The sequence below is a fragment of the Kitasatospora sp. NPDC056184 genome (assembly GCF_042268405.1).
Lineage (GTDB): Bacteria > Actinomycetota > Actinomycetes > Streptomycetales > Streptomycetaceae > Kitasatospora.
This window is the reverse complement of the sequence record NZ_JBHJUI010000001.1, coordinates 1229819-1253823: the sequence shown is the minus strand read 5'-3', so window position 1 is coordinate 1253823 and position 24005 is coordinate 1229819. Positions and strand designations below refer to the sequence as shown.

At 74.4% G+C, this 24005-nt stretch carries 19 protein-coding genes and 2 pseudogenes; 14 read left to right on the top strand and 7 right to left on the bottom strand.

The annotated features are described in order from the left end of the window. Window positions 1-29 precede the first annotated feature (29 nt). The 11 genes from ACFC0B_RS04690 (at window position 30) to ACFC0B_RS04640 (ending at window position 10216) form a co-directional block, all read left to right on the top strand. A complete protein-coding gene (locus ACFC0B_RS04690) occupies window positions 30-2090 on the top strand; it encodes a discoidin domain-containing protein (RefSeq protein WP_376082080.1) in 2061 nt (686 codons plus the stop codon). Between the two features lie 124 nt (window positions 2091-2214). Beyond that, complete coding sequence (locus ACFC0B_RS04685; protein WP_376082409.1) at window positions 2215-2622, top strand: YciI family protein; 408 nt, start codon at window positions 2215-2217, stop codon at window positions 2620-2622. A gap of 8 nt (window positions 2623-2630) precedes the next feature. After that, the gene (locus tag ACFC0B_RS04680) at window positions 2631-3791 is read left to right on the top strand and encodes an RNA polymerase sigma factor (RefSeq protein ID WP_376082407.1); all 1161 of its coding nucleotides are present in this window, start codon (window positions 2631-2633) and stop codon (window positions 3789-3791) included. Between the two features lie 161 nt (window positions 3792-3952). Next, entirely contained in the window at window positions 3953-4420 is a 468-nt protein-coding gene (locus ACFC0B_RS04675) for a MarR family winged helix-turn-helix transcriptional regulator (RefSeq protein ID WP_376082077.1), read from the top strand. A gap of 205 nt (window positions 4421-4625) precedes the next feature. Next, window positions 4626-5825: an MFS transporter gene (locus ACFC0B_RS04670; protein ID WP_376082074.1), complete on the top strand. Its 1200-nt coding sequence runs from the start codon at window positions 4626-4628 to the stop codon at window positions 5823-5825. Window positions 5826-5863: 38 nt separating this feature from the next. After that, window positions 5864-6286: a heme-binding protein gene (locus ACFC0B_RS04665; protein WP_376082072.1), complete on the top strand. Its 423-nt coding sequence runs from the start codon at window positions 5864-5866 to the stop codon at window positions 6284-6286. Further along, a complete protein-coding gene (locus ACFC0B_RS04660) occupies window positions 6283-6630 on the top strand; it encodes a nuclear transport factor 2 family protein (RefSeq protein ID WP_376082069.1) in 348 nt (115 codons plus the stop codon). Before ACFC0B_RS04665 ends, ACFC0B_RS04660 begins: the two co-directional genes overlap by 4 nt. Before the next feature lie 15 nt (window positions 6631-6645). Beyond that, window positions 6646-7476: an aldo/keto reductase gene (locus ACFC0B_RS04655; protein WP_376082067.1), complete on the top strand. Its 831-nt coding sequence runs from the start codon at window positions 6646-6648 to the stop codon at window positions 7474-7476. A 122-nt stretch (window positions 7477-7598) separates the two neighbouring features. Further along, window positions 7599-8594, top strand: coding sequence for a TIGR03571 family LLM class oxidoreductase (locus ACFC0B_RS04650; protein WP_376082064.1), 996 nt, complete (start codon window positions 7599-7601; stop codon window positions 8592-8594). 135 nt (window positions 8595-8729) lie between these two features. Then, window positions 8730-9740 (top strand): aldo/keto reductase, encoded by a 1011-nt coding sequence (locus tag ACFC0B_RS04645; protein WP_376082061.1) that lies wholly within the window; start codon window positions 8730-8732, stop codon window positions 9738-9740. Window positions 9741-9796: 56 nt separating this feature from the next. Continuing rightward, entirely contained in the window at window positions 9797-10216 is a 420-nt protein-coding gene (locus ACFC0B_RS04640) for an SRPBCC family protein (protein WP_376082059.1), read from the top strand. A gap of 90 nt (window positions 10217-10306) precedes the next feature. Here the strand turns inward: ACFC0B_RS04640 and ACFC0B_RS04635 are convergent, their stop codons facing one another. After that, the gene (locus ACFC0B_RS04635) at window positions 10307-11521 is read right to left on the bottom strand and encodes an FAD-dependent monooxygenase (RefSeq protein WP_376082056.1); all 1215 of its coding nucleotides are present in this window, start codon (window positions 11519-11521) and stop codon (window positions 10307-10309) included. A 242-nt stretch (window positions 11522-11763) separates the two neighbouring features. Here ACFC0B_RS04635 and ACFC0B_RS04630 point away from each other — a divergent pair, with 242 nt between their 5' ends. Then, window positions 11764-12306 carry a DinB family protein gene (locus tag ACFC0B_RS04630; RefSeq protein ID WP_376082053.1) on the top strand — a complete coding sequence of 181 codons (543 nt, stop codon included), beginning with the start codon at window positions 11764-11766 and terminating at the stop codon, window positions 12304-12306. A gap of 74 nt (window positions 12307-12380) precedes the next feature. Here the strand turns inward: ACFC0B_RS04630 and ACFC0B_RS04625 are convergent, their stop codons facing one another. Then, window positions 12381-13112 (bottom strand): dienelactone hydrolase family protein, encoded by a 732-nt coding sequence (locus ACFC0B_RS04625; RefSeq protein ID WP_376082051.1) that lies wholly within the window; start codon window positions 13110-13112, stop codon window positions 12381-12383. A 257-nt stretch (window positions 13113-13369) separates the two neighbouring features. Here ACFC0B_RS04625 and ACFC0B_RS04620 point away from each other — a divergent pair, with 257 nt between their 5' ends. Next, the gene (locus ACFC0B_RS04620) at window positions 13370-14401 is read left to right on the top strand and encodes a medium chain dehydrogenase/reductase family protein (protein WP_376082049.1); all 1032 of its coding nucleotides are present in this window, start codon (window positions 13370-13372) and stop codon (window positions 14399-14401) included. A 53-nt stretch (window positions 14402-14454) separates the two neighbouring features. Next, window positions 14455-15636 (top strand): epoxide hydrolase family protein, encoded by a 1182-nt coding sequence (locus tag ACFC0B_RS04615; protein WP_376082046.1) that lies wholly within the window; start codon window positions 14455-14457, stop codon window positions 15634-15636. Between the two features lie 179 nt (window positions 15637-15815). Here the strand turns inward: ACFC0B_RS04615 and ACFC0B_RS04610 are convergent, their stop codons facing one another. The 5 genes and pseudogenes from ACFC0B_RS04610 to ACFC0B_RS04590 all read right to left on the bottom strand — a co-directional run. After that, complete coding sequence (locus ACFC0B_RS04610) at window positions 15816-16628, bottom strand: thioesterase II family protein (protein ID WP_376082045.1); 813 nt, start codon at window positions 16626-16628, stop codon at window positions 15816-15818. 42 nt (window positions 16629-16670) lie between these two features. Beyond that, a complete protein-coding gene (locus ACFC0B_RS04605; protein WP_376082042.1) occupies window positions 16671-17846 on the bottom strand; it encodes a cytochrome P450 in 1176 nt (391 codons plus the stop codon). Continuing rightward, the gene (locus tag ACFC0B_RS04600) at window positions 17843-18385 is read right to left on the bottom strand and encodes a nuclear transport factor 2 family protein (protein ID WP_376082039.1); all 543 of its coding nucleotides are present in this window, start codon (window positions 18383-18385) and stop codon (window positions 17843-17845) included. The genes ACFC0B_RS04605 and ACFC0B_RS04600 overlap by 4 nt, the downstream gene beginning before the upstream one ends. Before the next feature lie 65 nt (window positions 18386-18450). Beyond that, window positions 18451-19110, bottom strand: a pseudogene (locus ACFC0B_RS04595) (thioesterase domain-containing protein); the annotation flags it as partial. Between the two features lie 261 nt (window positions 19111-19371). Next, window positions 19372-23985, bottom strand: a pseudogene (locus tag ACFC0B_RS04590) (type I polyketide synthase); the annotation flags it as partial. Window positions 23986-24005: the final 20 nt, after the last annotated feature.

Genomic DNA, 24005 nt, shown 5'->3' with positions numbered 1-24005 from the left:
GTCCGTCCGTCCGGAAACCCGGGGTACCCATGAGCCGAGTCCGCCACGCACGCCTTCGATTCGCCACCCTGCTCGCCGCGTTACTCGCCCTGGTCGCGGGCGCTCTCGCCGCCCCGGCCCAAGGGGCGGGCGGGGCGAACTGGTGGGATCCGGTCGCCCGCCCGGCGCCCGACGCCGCGATCGGCGTCACCGGTGAGCCGTTCACCGGCACCGATGCCCAGGGCCGGGTCCGCGGCTTCGTCGACGCGCACGATCACATCATGGCCAACGAGGCCTTCGGCGGCCGTCTGATCTGCGGCAAGGCCTTCTCCGCCGCCGGCGTCGAGGACGCCCTCAAGGACTGTCCGGAGCACTACCCCGACGGCTCGCTCGCCATCTTCGACATGATCACCAAGGGCGGCGACGGCAAGCACGACCCGGTCGGCTGGCCGACCTTCGCCGACTGGCCCGCCCACGACTCGCTGACCCACCAGCAGAACTACTACGCCTGGGTGGAGCGCGCCTGGCGCGGCGGCCAGCGGGTGCTCGTCAACGACCTGGTGACCAACGGCGTGATCTGCTCGGTCTACTTCTTCAAGGACCGCAGCTGCGACGAGATGACCTCGATCCGCCTGCAGGCGCAGAAGAGCTACGAGATGCAGGCCTTCGTCGACACGATGTACGGCGGCGCGGGCAAGGGCTGGTTCCGGATCGTCACCAGCAGCGCCCAGGCCCGCGAGGTGGTCCGCCAGGGCAAGCTGGCCGTCGTGCTCGGGGTGGAGACCTCGGAGCCGTTCGGCTGCAAGCAGGTGCTGGACGTCGCCCAGTGCGGCCAGGCCGACATCGACCGCGGCCTCGACGAGCTGTACGGGCTCGGCGTGCGCAGCATGTTCCTGTGCCACAAGTTCGACAACGCGCTGTGCGGGGTGCGGTTCGACGAGGGCTCGCTGGGCGCGGCGATCAACACCGGCCAGTTCCTGTCGACCGGCACCTTCTGGCAGACCGAGCAGTGCACCGGCCCGCAGCACGACAACCCGATCGGCCTGGCGCCCGCGCCGGCCTCGGTCCAGAGCCGGCTGCCTGCGGGGGTGGCGCTGCCCTCGTACGCGGCCGGCGCGCAGTGCAACACCCGCGGGCTGACCGAGCTGGGCGAGTACGCCCTGCGCGGGATGATGCGGCGCGGCATGATGCTGGAACTCGACCACATGAGCGTCAAGGCGGCCGGGCGGGCCCTGGACGTGATGGAGTCCGTGTCGTACCCGGGCGCGCTCTCCTCGCACAGCTGGATGGACCTCGGCTGGACGGAGCGCGTCTACAAGCTCGGCGGCTTCGTCGCCCAGTACATGAACGGCGCGGAGGCGTTCAGCGCGGAGGCGAAGCGCACCGACGCGCTGCGCGACAAGTACGGGGTCGGCTACGGCTACGGGACCGACATGAACGGCGTGGGCGGCTGGCCCGGTCCGCGCGGGGCCGGTACCGCGAACCCGGTGCGCTACCCGTTCCGCACCGCCGACGGCGGCTCCGTGGTCGAGCGCGCCACCGCCGGCAGCCGCACCTGGGACGTCAACACCGACGGCGCCGCGCACTACGGCCTGGTGCCGGACTGGCTGGAGGACATCCGGCAGGTCGGCGGGCAGGACGTGGTCGACGACCTGTTCCGCGGCGCGGAGTCGTACCTCACCACCTGGGGCGCCTCCGAGCGGCACCGGTCCGAGGTGAACCTCGCCGCGGGCGCCACCGCTGCGGCGAGCTCGGCCGAGTGGAACCCGTTCACCGACTTCGGGGCCGCCCGGGCCGTGGACGGCAACGGCACCAGCCGCTGGGCCAGCGACTGGAGCGACGACCAGTGGCTGCGGATCGACCTGCCCGCCACCACCCTGGTCGGCCGGGTCACCCTGGACTGGGAACGCGCCTTCGCCCGCGCCTACCGGATCGAGGTGTCCACCGACGGGACGACCTGGCGGACGGTGTGGTCCACCGCCTCCGGCGACGGCGGCCTGGACACCGCCCGGTTCCCCGCCGTACCGGCCCGGTACGTGCGGATCCACGGCGAGCAGCGCGCCACCTCGTGGGGGTACTCGCTGTTCGAGGCGGGTGCCTACCGGAGCTGACGGCGGGGCCGACGGAATCCGCGGAGGAAATTCCGCGCGGTGATGTCGAGAAGCCGTGGGCGGCTCCGTCCCAGGGTCGAAGGCGGCCACAATGGGCCGCACGAACTCCGAGGAGAGGGTCACCATGGCCAAGTACCTGCTGCTGAAGCACTACCGCGGCGCCCCCGAGCCGGTCAACAACGTGCCCATGGACCAGTGGACGCCCGAGGAGATCGAGGCGCACATGCGGTACATGCGGGACTTCGCGACCCGGCTGGAGAAGAGCGGCGAGTACGTCGACGGCCAGGCCCTCGCCCCCGAGGGGGCGTGGGTCCGGTACGACGGCGAGGGCCGGCCGCCGGTCACCGACGGCCCGTTCGCCGAGACCAAGGACCTCATCGCCGGCTGGATGGTGATCGACGTCGACAGCTACGAGCGCGCCGTCGAGCTGGCCGGCGAGCTGTCCGCCGCTCCGGGGGCGGGCGGGCGGCCGATCCACGAGTGGCTGGAGCTGCGACCGTTCTACGGCTCCTCGCCGACCATCACGGAGTGACCGTTCCCGTGGACGAGGCCCTGCTCCGCAGCCTCACCCCGGGTGTGCTCGCCGTCCTCGTCCGCCGCGGAGCCGACTTCGCGGCGGCCGAGGACGCCGTCCAGGACGCCCTGGTGGAGGCCCTGCGGGTCTGGCCCGCGGGGCCTCCGGCCGACCCGAAGGCCTGGCTGGTCACCGTGGCCTGGCGCAAGTTCCTCGACGCGGCCCGGGCGGACTCCGCCCGGCGCCGCCGCGAGGACCGGGTCGAGGAGGAGCCGGCGCCCGGGCCGGCGCCCGCGCTCGACGACACGCTGCGGCTCTACTTCCTGTGCGCCCACCCCTCGCTGACGCCGGCCTCGGCGGTCGCGCTGACCCTGCGCGCCGTCGGCGGGCTCACCACCCGCCAGATCGCCCGGGCCTACCTGGTGCCCGAGGCGACCATGGCCCAGAGGATCAGCCGGGCCAAGCGCACCGTGTCCGGTGTGCGCCTCGACCGGCCGGGCGACGTCGCGACCGTGCTGCGGGTGCTCTACCTGGTGTTCAACGAGGGCTACTCGGGCGATGTCGACCTCGCCGCCGAGGCGATCCGGCTGACCCGGCAGCTGGCGGCCCGGGTCGACCACCCCGAGGTGGCCGGACTGCTCGCGCTGATGCTGCTCCACCACGCCCGGCGGGCCGCCCGGACCGCGCCGGACGGCAGCCTGGTGCCGCTCGCCGAGCAGGACCGCTCGCACTGGGACACCGCGGCGATCGCCGAGGGGGTGGCGGTCCTCCGGGCGGCACTCGCCCGCGACCGGCTGGGCGAGTTCCAGGCACAGGCGGCCGTCGCGGCCCTGCACGCGGACGCGCGGACGGCGGAGGAGACGGACTGGGTGCAGATCGTCGAGTGGTACGACGAACTGCTGCGGCTCACCGACAGCCCCGTCGTGCGGCTCAACCGCGCGGTGGCGGTCGGCGAGGCGGACGGGCCGCGCGCCGGGCTGGCGGCGCTGGCGGCGGTCGGCGCCGGGCTGCCGCGCCGGACGGCGGCGGAGGCCTACCTCCGCGAGCGGGACGGCGATCGGGCGACGGCGGCGCAGCTGTACGCCGAGGCGGCCCGTGAGGCGCCCAACCTCGCCGAGCGGGACCACCTGACGCGCCGGGCGGCCCGGCTCAACACGGCTCTCGGGGCGGACCGGCGGGAGGGGTGACCGCCGGCGCTGGCCCGAGAGGCGGTGGGCTGCGGGAATGCTCCCGTGATCGCTCCGCACCCGTGGGGAGATACTTGCACTAGCCTCTTATCGGCCCTAGCCGGTATTCACCTTCATGGCTTACCCTTGGGTACAGCCACATTCGGAAGGAGACCGGCCTCATGACCGCCACGGACCCCGCGCTCACCGCCCTGGCCAGCGGCTGGGGCGCGCTTTCCCTCCTGCACGGCAGGATCGAGTCGCACATCGAGCGCGCCCTGCAGTCCAAGCACGACCTGAGCGTGCGGGAGTACTCGCTGCTCGACGTGCTCAGCCGACAGCACGAAGGCGAGGGCGGCCACCTCCAGATGAAGCAGGTCGCCGACGCCGTCGTACTCAGCCAGAGCGCGACGACGCGGCTGGTGACCCGCCTGGAGGACCGCGGCCTGCTGGCCCGCTACCTGTGCCCCACCGACCGCCGCGGCATCTACACCAATGTCAGCGAGGACGGGCTGAAGCTGCTGGAGGAGGCCCGGCCGACCAACGATGCCGCGCTCCGGGAGGCGCTCGACGAAGCCGCGCGCAATCCCGAGCTGGCCTCGCTGGTCGAGGCCGTCGAGGCCGTGGAGACCCCGGCACGCCTCGGCTAGCGACCACAGTTCCCCCGACCGGCCCCAGCACCTCGCTGGGGCCGGTTTTTGCATGCCCGGACCCACCCGTCCGGCGCGACCACACCATGTGACCGCCGACATCCAGAGAACGACCACAGCCCGCGCTTGCATCTATAGCGCGTCTGCAATTATTGTAAAGACACGCAAGGAGCTCACTCAAGCAATCACAGAAGGGTCGAGCCCAATGCCTCTCGCACTGCTCGCTCTGGCCGTCGGCGCCTTCGGCATCGGCACCACCGAATTCGTGATCATGGGCCTGCTGCCCGAGATCGCCGCCGACTACGGCGTCTCCATCCCCACCGCGGGCCTGCTGGTCACCGGCTACGCGCTCGGCGTGGTCCTCGGCGCGCCGCTGCTGACCGTGCTCGGCACCAGGATCAGCCGCAAGCGGATGCTCATGCTGCTGATGGGCCTGTTCGTGCTCGGCAACCTGGTCTCGGCCCTCGCCCCCTCGTTCGGCCTGATGCTCACCGGCCGCGTGGTGGCCTCGCTCGCCCACGGCGCGTTCTTCGGCATCGGCTCCGTCGTCGCCGCCGACCTCGTGGCCCCGGACAAGAAGGCCGGCGCCATCGCCACCATGTTCACCGGCCTCACCGTCGCCAACATCGTCGGCGTGCCGCTCGGCACCTACATCGGGCAGGCCGTCGGCTGGCGCACCACCTTCGCCGGTGTCGCCGCGCTCGGCATCGTCGGACTGCTCGGCATCGTCAAGCTCGTGCCGGCCATGCCCCGCCCCGAGGGCGCCCACCTGCGCCGCGAGCTGACCGCCTTCCGCAACCCGCAGGTCCTGCTCGCCATGGCGATGACCGTGCTCGGCTTCGGCGGTGTCTTCGCCGCGATCACCTACATCGCCCCGATGATGACCCACGTGGCGGGCTACTCGGACGGCGCGGTCACCTGGCTGCTGGTCCTCTTCGGCATCGGCATGTTCCTCGGCAACCTGCTCGGCGGCAAGTACGCCGACCGCAAGCTGATGCCGATGCTCTACACCACCCTGGGCGGCCTCGCCGTCGTCCTGGCGCTGTTCACCCTCACCGCCCACAACAAGGTGCTCGCCGCGATCACCATCATGCTCGTCGGGGCGCTCGGCTTCGCCACCGTCCCGCCGCTGCAGAAGCGGGTGCTCGACCAGGCGCACGGCGCGCCCACCCTGGCCTCCGCCGTGAACATCGGCGCCTTCAACCTCGGCAACGCGCTCTCCGCCTGGCTCGGCGGCATGGTGATCACCGCCGGCCTCGGCTACACCTCCCCGAACTGGGTCGGCGCCCTCCTCGCCGCCGCGGCCCTCGGCCTCGCCTTCTGGTCCGCCGCGCTGGAGCGCCGCACCCCCGCGACCACGGCCCCGGCCGACACGGCCGCCGTCCCCGTCCCGGTCCACCACTGACCGTCCCCTTTCCCCGTTCCTTCCAGGAGAACCACCCCATGAGCACCACCACCGTGACCCCGCTGACCACCGCCGACGCCGAGACCCTGATCACGGCCGCCCGCGCCGCCGCCGAGGCGGCCGGGGTGCCGGTCAGCGTCACCGTCCTCGACGCCGGGGGCCACCTGCTCGCCTTCCGCCGCGACGACCGGGCCGTCCTGATCTCCGGCGAGACCAGCACCCGCAAGGCCTACACCGCGCTCCAGCTGAACGCCCCGACCGCCGACCTGGTCGACCTCGTCAAGCCCGACGGGCCGTTCCACTCGCTGCCGACCGCACTCGACCGGCCGCTGCTGTTCATCGGCGGCGGCATCCCGATCCACCGCGACGGCCGCCTCGTCGGCGCCATCGGCCTCGGCGGCGGCGCCCCGGAGCAGGACCACTCCTTCGCCACCGCCGCCCTCCAGGAACTGGCCCGATGACCCGCACCCCGCGCGAGGTCTTCGCCGACCACGGCGAGCGCCTGGGCACCGGGGACCTCGACCACATCGCGGGGAACTACACCGAGGACGCCGTCCTGATCACCCCCGACGGGGAGTTCCGCGGCCACGACGGGGTCCGGCGGGTGATCGGCCGACTGCTGGCCGACCTGCCGGGGGCCGAGTGGCGGCTGACCCCGCAGTTCGCCGGCGAGATCCTCCTCCTCCGTTGGACGGCCGCCACCGGCACCCACCGGGTCGCCGACGGCACCGACACCTTCGTCTTCCGCGACGGCCTCATCAGTGCCCAGACCGTCCGCTACACCCTCAGCAACCGCACCGACTGAAAGACCGGCACCACCATGAACACCCCCACCGTCCCCACCGTGAAGCTCAACAACGGCGTCGAGATCCCCCAGCTCGGCTTCGGCGTCTTCCAGGTCCCCGATGCCGAGACCACCGCCGCCGTCGCCGCCGCCCTCCAGGCCGGCTACCGCAGCATCGACACCGCCGCGATCTACGGCAACGAGGCCGGCGTCGGCCGGGCCCTGGCCGAGGGCGGCGTGCCGCGCGAGGACCTGTTCGTCACCACCAAGCTGTGGAACGCCGACCAGGGCTACGACGAGACCCTGCGCGCCTTCGACGCCAGCCTCGCCAAGCTGGGCCTGGAGACCGTCGACCTCTACCTGATCCACTGGCCCACCCCGGCCCGGGACCGCTACCTCGACTCCTGGCGCGCCATCGAGCGCCTCGCCGCCGAGGGCCGGATCCGCGCCGCCGGCGTCTCCAACTTCCAGCCCGCCCACCTCCAGCGCCTGCTGGACTCCAGCGAGCTCGTCCCGGCCGTCAACCAGGTCGAGCTGCACCCCGGCCTGCAGCAGGCCGAGCTGCGCGCCTTCCACGCCGAGCACGGCATCGCCACCGAGGCCTGGAGCCCGCTCGCCCAGGGCGCCGTCCTGGACGACCCGGCGATCACCGCGATCGCCGAGCGCACCGGCAAGTCGCCCGCGCAGGTGGTGCTGCGCTGGCACCTGCAGCTGGGCAACATCGTGATCCCCAAGTCGGTCACCCCGGCCCGCATCCGCCAGAACCTCGACGTCTTCGACTTCGAGCTGACCGGCGCGGACATGGACGCGATCGCCGGCACCGACCGCGGCCTGCGCACCGGCCCGCACCCGGACCAGTTCAACTGATCCTCCCGACGCCCCCGCCCCGCCCCCGGCCCACCGTCCGGGGCGGCGCGGGGGCGTCGTCCGTTCCCGCCCCGCCCGCCCCCTCCCCCGCACCCGTCCACCCGGCCCCGGAAGGATCCGCCATGGCCTCCGCCCACCCCGCCCTCGCCCGCATCGCCCCCGGCGAGGGACGGCTCACCCTCGGCCTCGAACTGCCCCTCGACAACGACTGGGGCCCCGGGCGCGGACGCGCCGACCGCGCGGCCGGCCGGCCGTTCGGCGTCCCCGACCTCACGGCGCACACCGAGCGCGCCCGGCTGGCCGACCGGCTCGGCTTCGCCGCCCTCTGGCTGCGCGACGTCCCGCTCTACGACCCGCTCCAGTTCGGCGACGCCGGCACCGTCTTCGAGACCTTCACCCACCTCGGCCACCTCGCCGCCGTCACCGAGAACGCCGTCCTCGGTACCGGGGCGATCGTCCTGCCGCTGCGCGAGCCGCTGCTGGTCGCCAAGGCCGCCGCCACCGTCGACGTACTGTCCGGCGGGCGGATGCTGCTCGGCCTGGCCAGCGGCGACCGCCCGGTGGAGTACCCGCTGTTCCGCCGGGACTTCCGGTCCCGCGGCGCGGCCTTCCGCGAGGGTGTCGAGACGCTGCGCGCCGCCTGGCGCGGCGGGCCGCTGGAACTGCCCGGGGTCGGCCTCGGCGCGGACCGACAGCTGGAGGTGCTGCCGCGGCCGGTGCACCCTGCGGGGATCCCGATCGCCGTCGCCGGCGGCGCGCAGCAGACCCCCGAGTGGATCGCCGAGAACGTCGACGCCTCGCTGAACTACCCGCGCGAACCGGGCGCGCTGCGGATCAGGGCGCGGGAGTGGCAGGAGCGGACCGGCGGCGCCAAGCCGTACCTGACGCCCATGGTCCTCACCCTCCAGGAGGACCCCGACGCCCCGGCCGTCCCGATCCGGCTGGGTCTGAGCACCGGCCGCAACGCCCTGCTGGACCACCTGAAGGCGATGGCCGGGCTCGGCGTCGCCCACGTCTCGTTCAACCTGCGGCCCAACGACCGACCGGTCGAGGAGCTGCTGCACGAGCTCGCCGAGCACGTGCTGCCGCACTTCCCCACACCCGAGGCCTTGCATTAGCCCGCGCATGCAAGTATTGTTAGTGCACATAAGGCGCTTCTGCATCTAAGTGGACCGCCCGACCTCCTCCCCCACCCCCGCTGCCGGAACGCCGCGCGCTCCCGACAACGAGGCATCGTTCACCAAGGATCTGTCATGTCCCTTACTGGAATCCTTCCCGGCAAGCTCGGCTTCGGCACCGCCCCGCTCGGCAACATGTTCCGCGCGATCCCCGACGAGGAGGCCGCCGCCACCGTCGAGGCCGCCTGGGACCAGGGCGTCCGCTACTACGACACCGCCCCCTTCTACGGCGCCGGCCTCTCCGAGGAGCGCCTGGGCGAGGTCCTCTCCGCCAAGCCCCGCGACGCCTACGTGCTCTCCACCAAGGTCGGCCGCGTCATCCTCGACGAGAAGGAGCAGGGCGACCGCGACCTCGGCGAGAAGGGCGGCCTGTTCGAGCACGGCAACCCCAACAAGATGCTCCACGTCTGGACCGCGGAGGCCACCGAGCGCTCCATCGAGGACAGCCTCAAGCGCCTGGGCACCGACCGCCTGGACATCGTCTGGGTCCACGACATCGCCCAGGACTTCCACGGTGACCAGTGGCTCGCCAAGTTCGAGGAGGCCCGCACCGGCGCCTTCCGCGTCCTGTCCCGCCTGCGCGACGAGGGCGTCATCAAGGCCTGGGGCCTGGGCGTCAACAAGACCGAGCCGATCGAGCTCACCCTCGCCCTCGACGAGCCGCAGCCCGACGGCTTCCTCCTCGCCGGCCGCTACACCCTCCTCGACCACGACCACGCCCTCCAGCGCCTGCTGCCCCTCGCCCAGGAGCAGAACGTCGACATGGTCGTCGGCGGCCCCTACAGCTCCGGCGTCCTCGCCGGCGGCACCCACTTCGAGTACCAGCCCGCCCCGGCGCCGATCATCGAGCGCGTCAACCGGCTCAAGGACCTCACCGCCCGGCACGGCGTCTCCATCAAGGCCGCCGCCCTCCAGTTCTCCCTCGCCCACCCCGCCACCGCCGCCGTCGTCGCCGGCGCCACCAAGCCCAGCCGCATCGCCGAGGACCGGGCGGCGCTCAACGAGACCGTCCCCGCCGCCTTCTGGCACGACCTGCGCGCCGCCGGCCTCGTCAGCCCCGCCGCCCCGCTGCCCCACGGCGCCTGAGCACCCCCGTCCCACCCCCACACCTTCCGCACACGCCCCCACCAGGAGAGATCGCCATGGCCTCCACCTCCGTCAGCCGCATCGTCCCCGCCACCCCCGAGCAGGTCTGGGCCCTCATCGGCGGCTTCGACGCCCTGCCCGACTGGCTCCCCTACATCCCCGAGAGCGTCGCCCTCGAAGGCGGCCGGGTGCGCCGCCTCGCCAACCCCGACGGCGACGTCATCATCGAGCGCCTCGTCGACTTCAACGAGACCGAGCGACAGTACAGCTACGCCATCCTCCAGGCCCCGTTCCCGGTCGACGGCTACGTCTCCACCATCCGCGTCCACGCCGTCCCCGGCCGTGACGACGTCGCCGAGGTCCAGTGGTCCGGCCGCTTCAACCCGAAGGGCGCCACCGAGCAGGAGACCGTCGACCTCTTCACCGGCATCTACGCCGACGGCCTCGAAGCCCTCAACAAGACCCTCGCCGGCTGAACCGCACGCACCGCACTGCCCGTGGCCCCGGCCCGCCGAACGGCGGGCGGGGCCACGGGCACGTCGACGGCCGGTCAGTAGCCCGACAGGTCAGTAGTCCGGCAGGTCGAAGGCCGTGGCGGCGCGGAAGACCGCGTCCATCTCCGGGCCCGGCTCGTCGAAGCCGCCGAAGGAGCCGGGCTCCTCCGCGGCGCCGCCGTCCAACCGGTGGCCGGTCAACTCCAGGATCGCCTGGTTGGCGGCGACGTGGTCACGCAGGCGGCGCTCGTAGGCGGGGTAGGCCGCCCGGTGGTCGCCGTCGGCCGCGTGCAGTTCCCCGGCCAGGACGTAGGCCGCGGTCAGGGCCACGCTGGTGCCCTGGCCGGTGAGCGGCGAGCAGCAGTAGCCGGCGTCGCCGAGCAGCACGACCCGGCCGCGCGACCAGCGGTCCATCTTGATCTGGGCGACGACGTCGTAGTGGAAGACGTCCGTCTCCCCCAGCGCCGCCAGGAAGCGCGGCACCTCCCAGCCCATCCCGGCGGCGCGCTCGGCCACCAGGCGGCGCTGCTCGGCCGGGTCGCGCGGCAGCATCCGCTCGACGGACTCGTCGGAGCCGAAGCCGAGGAAGAAGCGCAGTTCGGTGTTGTCGCGGACGGTCATCGCCATGCACATCCGGTCGCCCCGGCCGGCGGGCCGGTGGATCACCTGCCAGCGGTCGAGTCCGAGGTGGTTGGGCGCGCTCCAGCTCGCGAGGTAGGTGGCGATCGGGTGCAGGTAGTCGCGCTCGGGGCCGAAGACCAGGCGCCGGGTCCCGGAGTGCAGGCCGTCGGCGCCCACCAGGAGGTCGTAGGAGGCCTCGGCGCCGCCGCGGAAGCGGACCCGGACCCCCTCCTCGTCCTGGACGAGGGTCTCGATCGAGTCGTCGAAGCGGTACTCGACGCCGGGGCGGGCCGCCCCGACGAGCAGGACCGCGAGCTCGTCGCGCAGGATCTCCACGTCGGGGCCGTCGACGGGGCCGCCGCCGGCCGTCCAGCCGGTGGTGCGGCTCAGCTCGCGGCCGTCCACGTCGACCAGGGACATCCCGCGCAGCCCGGTGCGCCGCGCCCGGACCTCCGCCAGCAGGCCCATCCGGTCGACGACGTCCAGGGCGTTGCCGCGGATGTCCACCGGCTGGCCGCCCCCGCGCAGCGACGGGGCGCGCTCGACGACGGTGACCCGGAAGCCGTAGCGGTCCAGCCAGTGGGCGAGGGCGGTACCGGCGATCCCGGCGCCGGAGACCAGGACCGAGGTGGTGCGCGAGTGGTGCGGCCGGGTGCTGTTCGGCATGGCGTGCCTCCCTTGGATCGTTCACTGCCACGCACCAGCCTCCCGTCGGCCGCCGTCGGCTCGCCTGCACCGCACCGGCGCCGCTGTCGCCCCGCCGACAGCTCGCCGACAGCCCACTGACAGCCCGTCAGGGAGGCGGTCCGGCCCCAGTGGAGGACAGGATCTGACCTATACGGCCCCTATTGTGGATCACGTCGGACGGCAGGGGCCGCCGACACCGGAGCACCCACGGAGGTACCGACATGAGCGACACCGCGACCACCACCGCCCCCGCGGTCACCGGCGAGCGGGCCGACCTGCTCGCGCAGCTCGCCACGCAGCGCTACTTCCTGCGCCACACCACGCGCGACCTGACCGACGAGCAGGCCGGCCTGCGCACCACGGCGGGCGAACTGTGCCTGGGCGGGCTGATCAAGCACGTCGCGAGCGTCGAGCGGGCCTGGGTCGGCTTCATCCTGGAAGGCCCGTCCGCGATGCCCGACTTCGCCAACCCGACGCAGGCCGACCTGGAGCGGCGGGCCGACGTGTTCCGACTGCTGCCGGGCGAGACCCTGGCCGGCGTGCTCGCCGGCTACGAGGAGGTGGCCCGCCGCACCGACGCGGTGATCGCCGCCCTGCCGGACCTCGACGTCTCGCACCCGCTGCCCGAGGCGCCGTGGTTCGAGCCCGGCGCCCGCTGGACCGCCCGCCGGGTGGTGCTGCAGATCATCGCCGAGACGGCGCAGCACTCGGGCCACGCCGACATCCTGCGGGAGTCCCTGGACGGCGCCAAGTCGATGGGCTGACGCCCGTCGAGCACCCGGCGCGCGCCTCGGGACGCGCGCCGGGGTGAAGGGCGGTCAGCCGGGGTGCGTGGCGGTCAGCCGAGGTGCCGGCCGAAGAACCGCAGCGCGCCGTCCAGTTCGAAGGCCGGGAGGTCGCCGTGCCCGCCGGGGTTGGCGTGCAGGGTCTTCTCGGCGGAGCCGAAGGCCTCGAACAGGGCCAGGCCCGCCGCACGCGGGACGCGCTCGTCGTCCCACTGGAGCAGGAACTCCACCGGGACGGTGATCCGCGCGGCCTCCTCGGCCGAGGCCGACGCGCCGCCGAGGCCCAGGACCGCCGCCCGTACCCGGGGTTCGGCGGCGACGAACGGGACGCCGAGCCCGCATCCGAGCGAGACGCCCCAGTAGCCGACCGGGCCGGCCCCGACGTGGCCGAGCCGCTGGACCGCGTCGAGCACGGCCCGCCACTCGGGCACCGTCCGCCGCGCCACCAGGGCGTGGAACTCCGCGAGCAGCGGCCCCGGTGCGGCCCCGGCCTCGATGCGGGCCCGATTGGCGGTGGCGATCCGGTCGTACTCCTCCTGCACCGGCCGGTCGCCGTGGCCGGGCACGTCCGGGGCGACGACCGCGAAGCCGCACTCGGCGACCAGCCGGTGGGCGCGGGCCAGGACGGCGGGGGCCTTCTTGTGCTCGCCGCCGCCGTGTCCGAGCAGGACCAGCGGGCGGGGGCGGGCGGGACCGTCCGGGGTCCAGAGCGCGCCGGGGGTCTCCCCCAGGACGAAGAGCTGCTCGCGGATGCCGTCGGACGACGTGTCAGTGGTGAAGCGCATTGCGGTACGGGCCTTTCGGGGTGCCTACTGCGGGCACTCCCGGGCCATGCGAGGGAGGGGTGCCCGACCTGTCACAGCGTTGATCGGTCCCACCTCCTCGGTTCGCAGCGGTGCACGGCGACGGGGAACGTACCACGGGGCGCCGCCCCCGCACAGCAGAGTTAGAGGGTCTCACTGAAGTTGTTGACACTCACAACGAGAGGAGTTACACCTTATAACGAACACGAAATCCTCTAGGGAAAAAGGAGGGCGCAGCCATGAGCGAGCAGCGCCTGCTCGAAGTCGTCCTGCCGGGCGTGGTGGCTCCGGAGGGGCTGCGGATCCGCTACGGGACCGTTCCCGAGCCCGGCCGGGGCCAGGTCGTGATCGGCGTGGAGGCGACCGGAGTCTCGTTCGCCGAGCAGCAGATGCGCCGCGGGCGCTACTACGACCAGCCGCCGTTCCCCTTCGTCCCCGGCTACGACCTGGTCGGCCGGGTGCTGGCCGCCGGGGAGGGCGTCGACCCGGCCCTGACCGGCCGGCGGGTGGCCGCGCTGGTGAAGGTCGGCGGGTGGGCCAGCCATGTGGCGCTGGAGGCCGCGGACGTGGTGCCCGTGCCGGACGGCCTCACCCCGGCCGAGGCGGAGACCGTGGTGGTCAACGGCATCACCGCCCGGCAGATGCTGCACCGGCTGGCCCGGGTGCGGGCCGGGCAGACCGTCCTGGTGCACGGCGCGAGCGGCGGCGTCGGCTCGGTGCTGGTCCAACTCGCCCGCGCGGCGGGCGTGTCGGTGATCGGCACGGCCTCCGCCCGGCACCACGACGCGCTGCGGGAGCTGGGCGCCGTCCCCGTCGACTACCGGGGCGGCGACGTCCCCGCCCGGGTGCGGGAGCTGGCGCCCGACGGGGTGGACGCGGTCTTCGACCACGTCGGCGGGCGCAGCGTGGTCGACTCCTGGCAGCTGCTCGCCCCCGGCGGCACCCTGGTCGCCTACGGCAGCGCCTCCACCCGGGACGACACCGGCTCCAAGCAGTGGCCCGTGCTGAAGATCCTCGCCCGCACCTGGCTCTGGAACGCCCTGCCCAACGGGCGCCGCGCCCACTTCTACAACATCTGGGCCGGCCGGGCGCTGGGCAGGGACGGCTTCCGCGCCCGGCTCCGGACCGACCTCACCGAGGTCTTCGGCGCCGTCCGCCGCGGCGAGGTCTCCGCCCGCGTCGCCGCCGAACTCCCGCTCACCAGCGCCGCCGAGGCGCTGCGCCTGGCCGAGTCCGGCACGGTCAGCGGCAAGGTGGTGCTGATCCCCTGACGCCCCCGCGGGGCTCCCGGACCGGGCGTCGGACACGCCCTAGCATGGGCGCCATGCCGGACGCCTGCTTCCCCGTGGAGCCCTTCAGCCCGCAGACCGCGCCCGCGGTGCTGGACGACCTGCGCGCGCGGTTGCGGGCCACGAGGTGGCCGGACGCCCCCGAGGACGCCGGGTGGTCGCTCGGCACGGACGTCGGCTACCTGCGGGAGCTGGCGGCCTCCTGGGCGGACGGCTTCGACTGGCCGGCCCAGGAGCGGGCGCTGGCCCGACTGCCGCGCTACCGCACCCGGGTGGGCGGGCTCGGCATCCACTTCGTGCACGCCCGCGCCGTCGCACCGACCGGCCCGGTGCTGCCGCTGGTGCTCAGCCACGGCTGGCCGGACTCGTTCTGGCGCTACTCGAAGGTCGTCCCGCTGCTGACCGACCCCGGCGCGCACGGCGCCGATCCCGCCGACGCGTTCGACGTGGTCGTCCCCGACCTGCCGGGCTTCGGCTACTCCGACCGGCCCGCCGGTGCCCCGCTCGACTCCGTCGCCGTGGCCGGCCTGTGGGCGGAGCTGATGGACGTCCTGGGTTACCCCCGGTTCGGCGCGGCGGGCGGGGACCTCGGCAGCCACGTCAGCCGCTACCTCGCCCTCGACCACCCGGACCGGGTGGTGGCCGTCCACCGGATGGACGCCGGCCTGCCCGTCCCCGGCGCCGACCCGGCCGACCTCACCCCCGAGGAGCGCGCCTGGTTCGCGGACGTCGCGGCCTGGGGCGCCCGCGAGGGCGCATACGGCGCCGTCCACCGCACCAAGCCGCAGACCGCCGCCGTCGGCCTCTCCGACTCACCGGCCGGGCTGGCCGCATGGATCGTCGAGAAGCTCCAGGCGTGGGGCGACTGCGGCGGCGACCTCGAACGCGCCTTCAGCCGGGACGAGATCCTCACCAACCTGACGATCTACTGGCTGACCGGGACGATCGCCTCGTCGATGCGGATATACCACGCCAATGCCGCGATCCCGGCGGAGCAGCTGGCCCGCCGGGTCGAGGTCCCGTCCGGCTTCGCGCTCTTCGCCGGCGACGTGCTGCGGCCGCCGCGGGCCTGGCTGGAACGCACGACCCATCTGGTCCACCTCAGCGAGCCCGCGCACGGCGGCCACTTCGCGCCGTTCGAGCAGCCGGAGCTCTACGCGGAGGAGCTGCGGACCTTCTTCCGCCCCTACCGCGCGGCGGTGCACGAGCGCCGTTGACCACGGCACCCGGGACACGCTGCCGCTTCCCTCAGCCGGCCGGCGGAAGCGTTCCACCGGCGGCGGCAGCACGCCCCGGCCGCGGCCCGGCGGTCTTCGGCATCGACAGGCTTCGGTGAGCCCGGTCCCGATCACGACCGGTCGGCGGGGCTTCCCGTTCCCGCTCCCCCTGCCTCGGATCAGCGGGCACGTCCCGCTGATCCGGTGCGGAAGTCCGTGAGGGAGTCGGTGAGCGCCCTGGTCACCGGTCCCTGTTGGGAGCCGAGGAAGAAGTGCCCGCCGGGGAAGGCCTGGAGGCGGAACCCTCCGGAGGTGACCTCCGCCCAGCGTTCCGCCTCCTGTCGGGTCACCTGCGGGTCGGCGTCGCCGGTCAGCACGGTGACCGGGCAGCGCAGGGGCGGCCCGTCGCGGTGGACGTGGGTCTCGACCGCCCTGTAGTCGGCGCGCAGGCACGGCAGGATCATCTGCCGGATGTCCTCGTCGTCCAGGAGCGTGCTGTCGGTGCCGTTCAGCTGCTGGATCTCGGCGAGGATGCCCGCGTCGTCGCGCAGGTGCACAGTCTCGTGCCGCGTGGTGGTCGGCGAGCGGCGGCCCGAGACGATCAGGCCGAGCAGGTCGACGGCCCGCTCGGCCTCCAGCCGGCGGGCCGTCTCGTAGGCCAGGACGGCGCCCATGCTGTGCCCGAAGAACACCAGGGGCCTTTCGGTGCGGGGGCGCAGCACCGCGCAGATGGCGTCGACGAAGGCCTCGACGGTGTCCAGGCAGGGTTCGTGGCGGCGGTCCTGCCGGCCCGGGTACTGGAGGCAGAGCACCTCCGTCCGCGGCCCGAGCGCACCGGACAGCGGCTGGAAGTAGCTGGCGGAGCCGCCGGCGTGCGGGAAGGCGACCAGGGTGACGGCCGCCTCGGGGGCCGGGCGGTACTGCCGGAGCCAGCGGCCGGTCAGCTCCGCGAGGTCCGGGTCGAGGCCGGGGCCGGAGTCGGGATCGGGCATGGGAGGGGGATCCGTTTCTCGTGGTGGAACCGGTCCGGCCGGTCAGCCGGCGAAGTGCAGCGGCAGCTCGGTGAGCCCGCGCAGGAAGTCCGAGGGGTGCCAGGTCAGCCGCCCGGGCGGGACGGCGAGTTCCAGGACGGGGAAGCGGGTCAGGACCTCGGTCAGCGCGACCCTGATCTCCTGCCGGGCCAGCTGGTGGCCGAGGCAGAAGTGCGGGCCGTGGCCGAAGGCGAGGTGCGCGGTGGTCGGGCGCAGCAGGTCGAAGGAGTGCGGGTCGGCGCGGACGGCCGGGTCCCGGTTGACGGCCGACGGCAGGAAGCGGACCAGCTCGCCCTTGCGGACGACCACGCCCTCGATCTCGATGTCGTCGAGCGCCACCCGGTTGGTGGTCGACAGCAGGGAGCCGCGGTAGCGCAGCGCCTCCTCGGTGGCGCCCGCCACGAGTTCCGGGTCGGTCCGGAGCGCGGCCAACTGGTCGGGGTGCTTGAGGAGTTCGAGCAGTGCGCTGGAGATGACGTAGGCGGTGGTGACGTGTCCGGCGAACAGCAGGACGGAGCAGAACCCGACGAGCTCCTCCCGGGTGAGTGCCTGTCCGTCGTCCAGCCGGGCGCCGACCAGCTCGCTCAGCAGGTCCTCGGTGGGCTGTCGGCGCTTCTCCTCGACCAGGTTGGTGCAGTAGGCGGCGAAGGCGTCCGTCGCGGCCTGGCGGACCGGCGCCGAGGGCGAGTCCATGTTCTTGACCCGGGTGTGGAACACCTCGCGGTCGGCCGACGGCACGCCGAGCAGCTCGCAGATCACCTCCAGCGGGAAGGGGTTGGCGAAGGCGGACACGAAGTCGGCCTCCCCCTCGGCGGGCAGGTCGTCCAGCAGGCCGCGGGCGATCTCGGTGAGGCGGGGTTCGAGCGAGCGCACCGCGCGGGAGGCGAAGGCGGCGCTGACCAGCCGGCGGTAGCGGGCGTGCTCCGGATTGTCCTGCTCGAACAGGACGATCGGGCTGTCCGGGATCTGCGCGGCCTGCGGCGCGTGCCGGTGGAGGTCGTTGGAGAGCCGGGAGTCGCCGAGCAGCCGCCGGGCGGACTCGGCGCCGAGGACGGTCCACGCCTCGGTGCCGTCGGCCTGCCGGCTGCGGATCACCGGGTGCCGGCGGGCCAACTGCCCGAGTTCGCGTTCCGCGTCAGGCAGGGAGGAGATCTGGACGAGGTCCAGGACGGGGATCACGCCTGCCCCTCCGATCCGTCCGGGGCGGTGGCGGTGACCCGGGGGAGGTCCCGGAGCCACAGGTGGCGGCTCGCGATGCGCCAGCGGTCCCCGTCCTTCTCCAGCAGGTCGACGTAGGAGCCGCTGCGGCCGATCTCGTGGGTGCCGTCGTCGAGGGCGAAGGTGACGGAGAGCAGCGAGCGCGCCTCCGCGGTGGTCCCGTCCAGGCGGACGACGACCGTGTTGCCGGTGAGGTGGCGCTGGTGGGCGCCGCGTGTCTCGGTGTGGTGGCGGTACAGCGCGGCCATCGCGAAGACGATCCGCTCGCGGGTGGTCACCGACGGCGGGAAGCCCTCGGGGGCCGGGGTGAAGGTGAAGCTCGCGTCCTCGGTGAACAGGTCGCCGAGCGCGTCGAAGTCGCCGGAGTCGTAGTACAGGCTGTAGGCGGCGATGACGTCCTGGATGGCGGCCCGGTCGGCGAGGAACGCCGCGTCGAGGTGGCCGGTCGAGCCGGGCGCCGGAAGCAGCGGGGCGGGCGTCGTGGCGGTGGTCCGGGTCATGGGCGGTGGTTCCTCCGTCTGTCGTGCGGTCGTCGTTCGGTCCGGGGCCGGTGGTCCCGGACGGGTCACGGGGCGGTCCGGGACAGCCCCGTGATCCAGTTGCGCACCGCGGCGCCGGTCCGGTCCGCGTGTTCGCCGATCATGGTGCAGTGGTCGCCCTCGACCTCCGCGGCGGTGTGCTCGTGGGGCCAGGAGGAGCGCCAGTCCTCGCCGGTCATCGGCTCCTCGGGTGAGCCCGGCACGCAGCGCGACGGCCGGACGAACAGCGTCGGCACCGTGGTCGGCTCGGGCTCCCAGCCGCGGAACATCCGCCGGTAGCTGCCGATCGCGGTGAGTCCGACGTAGCCGAGCGCGGTGAACGCCTGCCGGCGCACGATCACCTCGTAGTTCATCGCCTTGCGCATGCGGCGCGACATGGTGGCCGGCAGGTAGGTGTCCAGCAGCACCAGGCCGGTCGGCGCGGTGCCGGCCGCCTGGAGCCGGCTGGTGACGCCGTGGGCGAGCCAGCCGCTGGAGGAGTAGCCGAGCAGGACGAAGGGCTCGCCCTCGGCGCAGCGCAGGGTCGCGTCGGTCAGCAGGTCGAGCAGGACGTCGCGGGAGGCCGCGAGCGGCTCGCCGGAGCGGAAGCCGGGGACGGTCAGGACGGCGGTGCCGCAGAATCCGTCGAAGGCGCCGGCCAGCCGGCCGAACTGGATGGTGCCGTCGACCGGGGCGAACGGCGGGAAGCAGATCAGCCGCGGGTGCGCGCCGTCCTGCGACATCCGGACGGATCCGGCCAGGCCGGCGAGCAGTGGCAGGTCCGCGCTGGCCTCGCGCAGGCCGGACGCGCCGACCAGCAGCGCCTCCGCGTCGTCCATCTGTCCGCGCAGGGCCAGCTCGCGGTAGACGGAGCCGAGCAGTTCGTGGGACTCCTCCGCGCCCGGCTCCGGCCGCGGGCCGCGGCGCGCGGCGGTCCCCTCCTCCAGGGCGCGGGCCAGGTGCGCGGCGAGCGCGGCCGGGCCGGCGTGGTCGTAGACCAGGGTGGTGGGGAGGTCGAGGCCGGTGGCCTCGCCGAGCCGCCGGGCGAGCCCGACAGTGGCCAGCGAGTCGAAGCCCATCGCGCGGAAGGGCTGGTCCGGGTCGACGGCGCCGGCGTCGGCGTGGCCGAGCTGGGCGGCCACCTCGGTGCGGACCAGGTCGAGCAGCTCGGCGGCCAGCTGCGCGGGCGAGCGCTCGGCGGAGCGGTCCAGGAGCGCGGTCGGTACGGTGCCGGGCGCCGGGTCCGCCGGACGCTCCGGGGCGGCCGCCACGAGGTCGGCGATCAGCGGCCGGGGGCGGGCGGCGGCGTAGCTGTGCGCGAGTCGGGTCCAGTCCACGTCGGCGACCGTCACGCAGGTCAGGTCCTCGTCCAGGGCCTGGCCGAGGGCGGTCAGGGCGGTGGCGGGGTCCATCGGCCGCACCCCGAGCCGGCCGAGGTGGCGTCCGGCCTCGCCGTCGGCCATGCCGCCGGAGGCCCAGGGGCCCCAGGCGACGGCGGTGGCGGTGCGTCCGCGCTGCCGGCGGCGCAGGGCGAGGGCGTCCAGGTGGGCGTTGGCGGCCGCGTAGGCGCCCTGCGCGGCGCCGCCCCAGACCCCGGCGCCGGAGGAGTAGAGCACGAAGGCGTCGAGTTCGGCCGTGGCGAACAGCTCGTCCAGCGCCAGCGCCCCGGCGACCTTGGCGGTGACAGTGGCGGCGATCGCGGCCGGGTCGGTGTCGAGCAGCCGGGCCGGGCCGGCGACACCGGCGGCGTGCAGCACGGTGCGGATGCGCGGGAGTTCCTCGCCCAGGGCCTCGCCGAGCCGGTCGGCGGCGTCCGGGGCGGTGAGGTCGCAGGCGACCGGCACCAGGTCGGCGCCGACGGCCGCGAGATCGGCCCGCAGCCCGTCGAGGCCGGGGGTGTCGGGGCCCCGGCGGCCCAGCACCAGCACGCGCTCGGCCCCGCGGGCGGCCAGCCAGCGGGCCGCGTGCCCGCCCAGGGCTCCGGTGCCGCCGGTGATCAGCGCGGTGCCGCCGGTCCGCCAGGGGCGGGCCGGGCGGGCGGGAGCGACCGTGGCGGCGGGGCGGGACAGGCGGCGGCCGAAGGTGCCCAGCGGCCGGATCGCGAACTGGTCCTCTCCCCCGGCGTCGGCCAGGACGGCGAGCAGGGTGGTCAGGGAGCGCTCGTCGGGGTCGGCCGGAAGGTCGGCCAATCCGCCCCAGTTGAGCGGGTGTTCGAGGCCGACGACGCCGCCCAGGCCCCAGATCCCGGCGCCCGTCGCGGAGGCCACGTCCTCGCCCAGCACCGAGACGGCACCGGCCGTCAGGCACCAGAGCGGGGCGGCGATGTCCGCGTCCGCCAGCGCCTGGACCAGGGTGACGGTGGCCGTCACGGCGCGGACCAGGCCCGGTCCGCCGTCGCCCTCCTCCTCCGGCGCCGCCCCGAGCAGCGAGACGACCCCGGCGAGTCCCGGCTCACCGGCCGACTCGCGGAGCCAGGCGGCGAGTTCGGCCCCGTCGGCGGTCTTCGCGTCGAGTTCGCGGCGCAGGACCCGGGCGCCGCCGTCGGTGAGCGCCCGCGCCACCGCGGCGGCGATGTCGCCGCCGTCGGCGGAGTGGACGAGGACCCAGTGCCCGGTGGGCGCGGCGCCGGGCGCGGCGGGCGTCCACGGCTCCCAGCGCAGCTCGTGGCGCCAGGACCGGGCGGTCCGCGCGGCGCGGTCCTCGGTGCGCCAGGCGGAGAGCGCGGGCAGCAGCTCGCGCAGCGGCGCGTCCGCGGGGACGTCCAGCAGCGCGGTGAGCCCGTCGAGGTCGGTCTGCTCGACGGCCTCCCAGAACCCACTGTCCGCCGGTTCGGCGGCGGGCTGCGGCACCGGTTCCGCCGCGGGCGCCTCGTGGGCGAGCCAGTAGGGGCGGCCCTGGAAGGGGTAGGTCGGCAGGTCCACCCGGTGCGCGCCGGTCACGGTCGCGGCCCAGTCGACCGGGGTGCCGCGGACGAAGGCGGTGGCGAGTCCTGCCGCCAGGGTCTCCCGCGGGTCGCGGCCGCGGCGCTGGACGGGGACGGCGACGGCGTCGGTCCCGGCCGTGCACTCCGCGACCATCGGGGTCAGTGCCGCCTCCGGGCCCAGTTCGACGAACACCGAGGCGCCCGCCGCCCTCGCCGAGGCGACCGCGTCCGCGAACCGCACCGGCTCGCAGACCTGACGCACCCAGTACTCCGGATCGCGGACCTCGGCCGCCGTCGCCATCCGGCCCGTCACGTCCGAGGCCAGCGGGATCGACGGCTCCGCGAGGGTGATGCCCGCGACCACCTCGCGCAACTGCGCGACCACCGGCTCCATCAGCACCGAATGGAACGCGTGCGACACCGCCAGACGCGACGACCGCCACCCCCGCTCCCCGCACAGCACCCGCACCGCCTCAACGGCCTCGCTCTCGCCGGACACCACCACCGAGGCGGGACCGTTCACCGCCGCGATCCCCACCACACCCACACGGCTCTCACCCAGCAGGGCCAGCACCTGCGCCTCGCTCGCCCCCACCGCCAACATCGCCCCACCCGAAGGCAGTTCAGCCATCAACCGGGCCCGCGCCGCCACCAGAGCGACCGCACCCTCCAACGAGAACACCCCCGCCACATACGCCGCCACAATCCCGCCCAGCGAATGCCCCAGCACCACCTCCGGCACCGGAACCCACGAACGCCACAACCGGTACAACGCCACCTCGAACGCAAACAGCACCGGCTGCACCACCCCCGTGTCCTCCGCGACACCGCCAGGCTCCCCCAACAGCACATCCCGCACCGAGAACGGCACCACCCCCTCGAACGCCCCACACACCTCGTCCACCGCCGCCGCGAACACCGGGAACACCTCGTAGAGCCCACGCCCCACACCCCGGCAACCCACCCCCTGCCCCGTGAACACCAGCGCCGTCCGCACCACACCACGCGCCACGGTGCCGGTCACCGCCAACGGGGCCCCGGCCGTCCCGGCCGGCCGGGACGCGCCGTCGGCGAGCGCCGTCAGTCCGGCCGTCAGCTCGGCGACGTCGCGCCCGAACAGCACGGCGCGGTGCTCCAGCAGGGCCCGGCCGGTGACGGAGGACCAGGCGACATCGGCGGGTCGGGCCTCCGGGTGCTCGCCGGCCCAGTCCCGCAGCCGCGCGGCCTGGGCCCGCAGCGCCTCGGGGGTCCGGGCCGACAGCACCCAGGGGACGAGTCCGCCCACCCCCGCCGCCGAGGAAGGCTCCGGCAGCGGCTCCACCGGCTCCGGGGCCTGTTCGACGATCACGTGGGCGTTGGTGCCGCTGATCCCGAACGAGGACACCCCCGCCCGGCGCGGCCGACCGGTCTCCGGCCACTCCACGGCCTCCGTCAGCAGCTCGACCGCGCCCGCCGACCAGTCCACGTGCGGCGACGGCGCGTCCACGTGCAGCGACTTCGGCAGGAGACCGTGCCGCAGCGCCATCACCATCTTGATCACACCCGCCACACCCGCCGCCGCCTGCGTGTGCCCGATGTTGGACTTCACCGAACCGAGCCGGAGCGGCTCACCGCCCCGCTCACGCCCGTACGTGGCCAGCAGCGCCCGCGCCTCGATCGGGTCACCCAGCGTCGTCCCCGTCCCGTGCGCCTCCACCACGTCCACCTCGTCCGTGGAGAGCCCCGCGTTCACCAGGGCCTGGCGGATCACCCGCTCCTGCGAAGGACCGTTCGGCGCCGTCAGACCGTTCGACGCCCCGTCCTGGTTCACCGCGCTGCCCCGCACCACCGCCAGCACGGGGTGCCCGTTGCGCACCGCGTCCGACAGCCGCTCCAGCAGGAGCAGGCCCACGCCCTCGCCCCAGCCGGTCCCGTCGGCCGCCGCCGCGAACGGCTTGCACCGGCCGTCCGAGGCCAGCCCGTTCTGCCGGGAGAACTCCACGAAGGCGGTCGGCCGGGGCATCACGGTCACGCCGCCCGCCAGTGCCAGGTCGCACTCACCGGCGCGCAGCGCCTGCGCCGCGGTGTGCAGGGCGACCAGGGACGAGGAGCAGGCGGTGTCCAGGGTCACCGCCGGGCCCTCCAGGCCGAGCACGTACGAGATCCGGCCCGAGACCACGGACATCGACCCGCCGGTCACCCGGTGGCCCGCCACCGCCGGGGCGGTGTCCTGTCGGCCGCCGCCGTAGCCGAGCGCGGAGGCGCCGACGAAGACGCCCGTCCGGCTGCGCCGCAGCGAGAGCGGGTCGATTCCGGCGCGTTCCACGGTCTCCCAGGCGGTCTCCAGCAGCAGGCGCTGCTGCGGGTCCATCGCCAGCGCCTCGAAGGGCGAGATGCCGAAGAACTCCGCGTCGAACTCGGCGGCGTCGTAGACGAATCCGCCCTGCCGGGTGGCGGAGCCGGCGGCGTCGTCCCGCTCCGGCCCGGTCTCCCAGCCCCGGTCGGCCGGGAAGGCGCCGATCGCGTCGCCGCCTTCCGCCACCAGGTGCCACAGGTCCTCGGCGGAGCGGACGCCGCCGGGCAGCCGGCAGCCGGTCGCGACGATCGCGAGCGGCTCCCGGGCGGCCTCCTCGGCCTCCCGCAGTCGCTGTTTGGTCTCGCGCAGGTCCGTGGCGGTCATCCGCAGGAAGTGGCGGAGCT

Coding starts and splice junctions, on each gene's coding strand:
- ACFC0B_RS04690 (WP_376082080.1), top strand. CDS start 30: ATGAGCCGAGTCCGCCACGCACGCCTTCGATTCGCCACCCTGCTCGCC.
- ACFC0B_RS04615 (WP_376082046.1), top strand. CDS start 14,455: ATGCCGGACGCCTGCTTCCCCGTGGAGCCCTTCAGCCCGCAGACCGCG.
- ACFC0B_RS04625 (WP_376082051.1), bottom strand. CDS start 13,112: ATGCGCTTCACCACTGACACGTCGTCCGACGGCATCCGCGAGCAGCTC.
- ACFC0B_RS04630 (WP_376082053.1), top strand. CDS start 11,764: ATGAGCGACACCGCGACCACCACCGCCCCCGCGGTCACCGGCGAGCGG.
- ACFC0B_RS04610 (WP_376082045.1), bottom strand. CDS start 16,628: ATGCCCGATCCCGACTCCGGCCCCGGCCTCGACCCGGACCTCGCGGAG.
- ACFC0B_RS04660 (WP_376082069.1), top strand. CDS start 6,283: ATGACCCGCACCCCGCGCGAGGTCTTCGCCGACCACGGCGAGCGCCTG.
- ACFC0B_RS04635 (WP_376082056.1), bottom strand. CDS start 11,521: ATGCCGAACAGCACCCGGCCGCACCACTCGCGCACCACCTCGGTCCTG.
- ACFC0B_RS04650 (WP_376082064.1), top strand. CDS start 7,599: ATGGCCTCCGCCCACCCCGCCCTCGCCCGCATCGCCCCCGGCGAGGGA.
- ACFC0B_RS04655 (WP_376082067.1), top strand. CDS start 6,646: ATGAACACCCCCACCGTCCCCACCGTGAAGCTCAACAACGGCGTCGAG.
- ACFC0B_RS04600 (WP_376082039.1), bottom strand. CDS start 18,385: ATGACCCGGACCACCGCCACGACGCCCGCCCCGCTGCTTCCGGCGCCC.
- ACFC0B_RS04685 (WP_376082409.1), top strand. CDS start 2,215: ATGGCCAAGTACCTGCTGCTGAAGCACTACCGCGGCGCCCCCGAGCCG.
- ACFC0B_RS04665 (WP_376082072.1), top strand. CDS start 5,864: ATGAGCACCACCACCGTGACCCCGCTGACCACCGCCGACGCCGAGACC.
- ACFC0B_RS04620 (WP_376082049.1), top strand. CDS start 13,370: ATGAGCGAGCAGCGCCTGCTCGAAGTCGTCCTGCCGGGCGTGGTGGCT.
- ACFC0B_RS04670 (WP_376082074.1), top strand. CDS start 4,626: ATGCCTCTCGCACTGCTCGCTCTGGCCGTCGGCGCCTTCGGCATCGGC.
- ACFC0B_RS04675 (WP_376082077.1), top strand. CDS start 3,953: ATGACCGCCACGGACCCCGCGCTCACCGCCCTGGCCAGCGGCTGGGGC.
- ACFC0B_RS04640 (WP_376082059.1), top strand. CDS start 9,797: ATGGCCTCCACCTCCGTCAGCCGCATCGTCCCCGCCACCCCCGAGCAG.
- ACFC0B_RS04645 (WP_376082061.1), top strand. CDS start 8,730: ATGTCCCTTACTGGAATCCTTCCCGGCAAGCTCGGCTTCGGCACCGCC.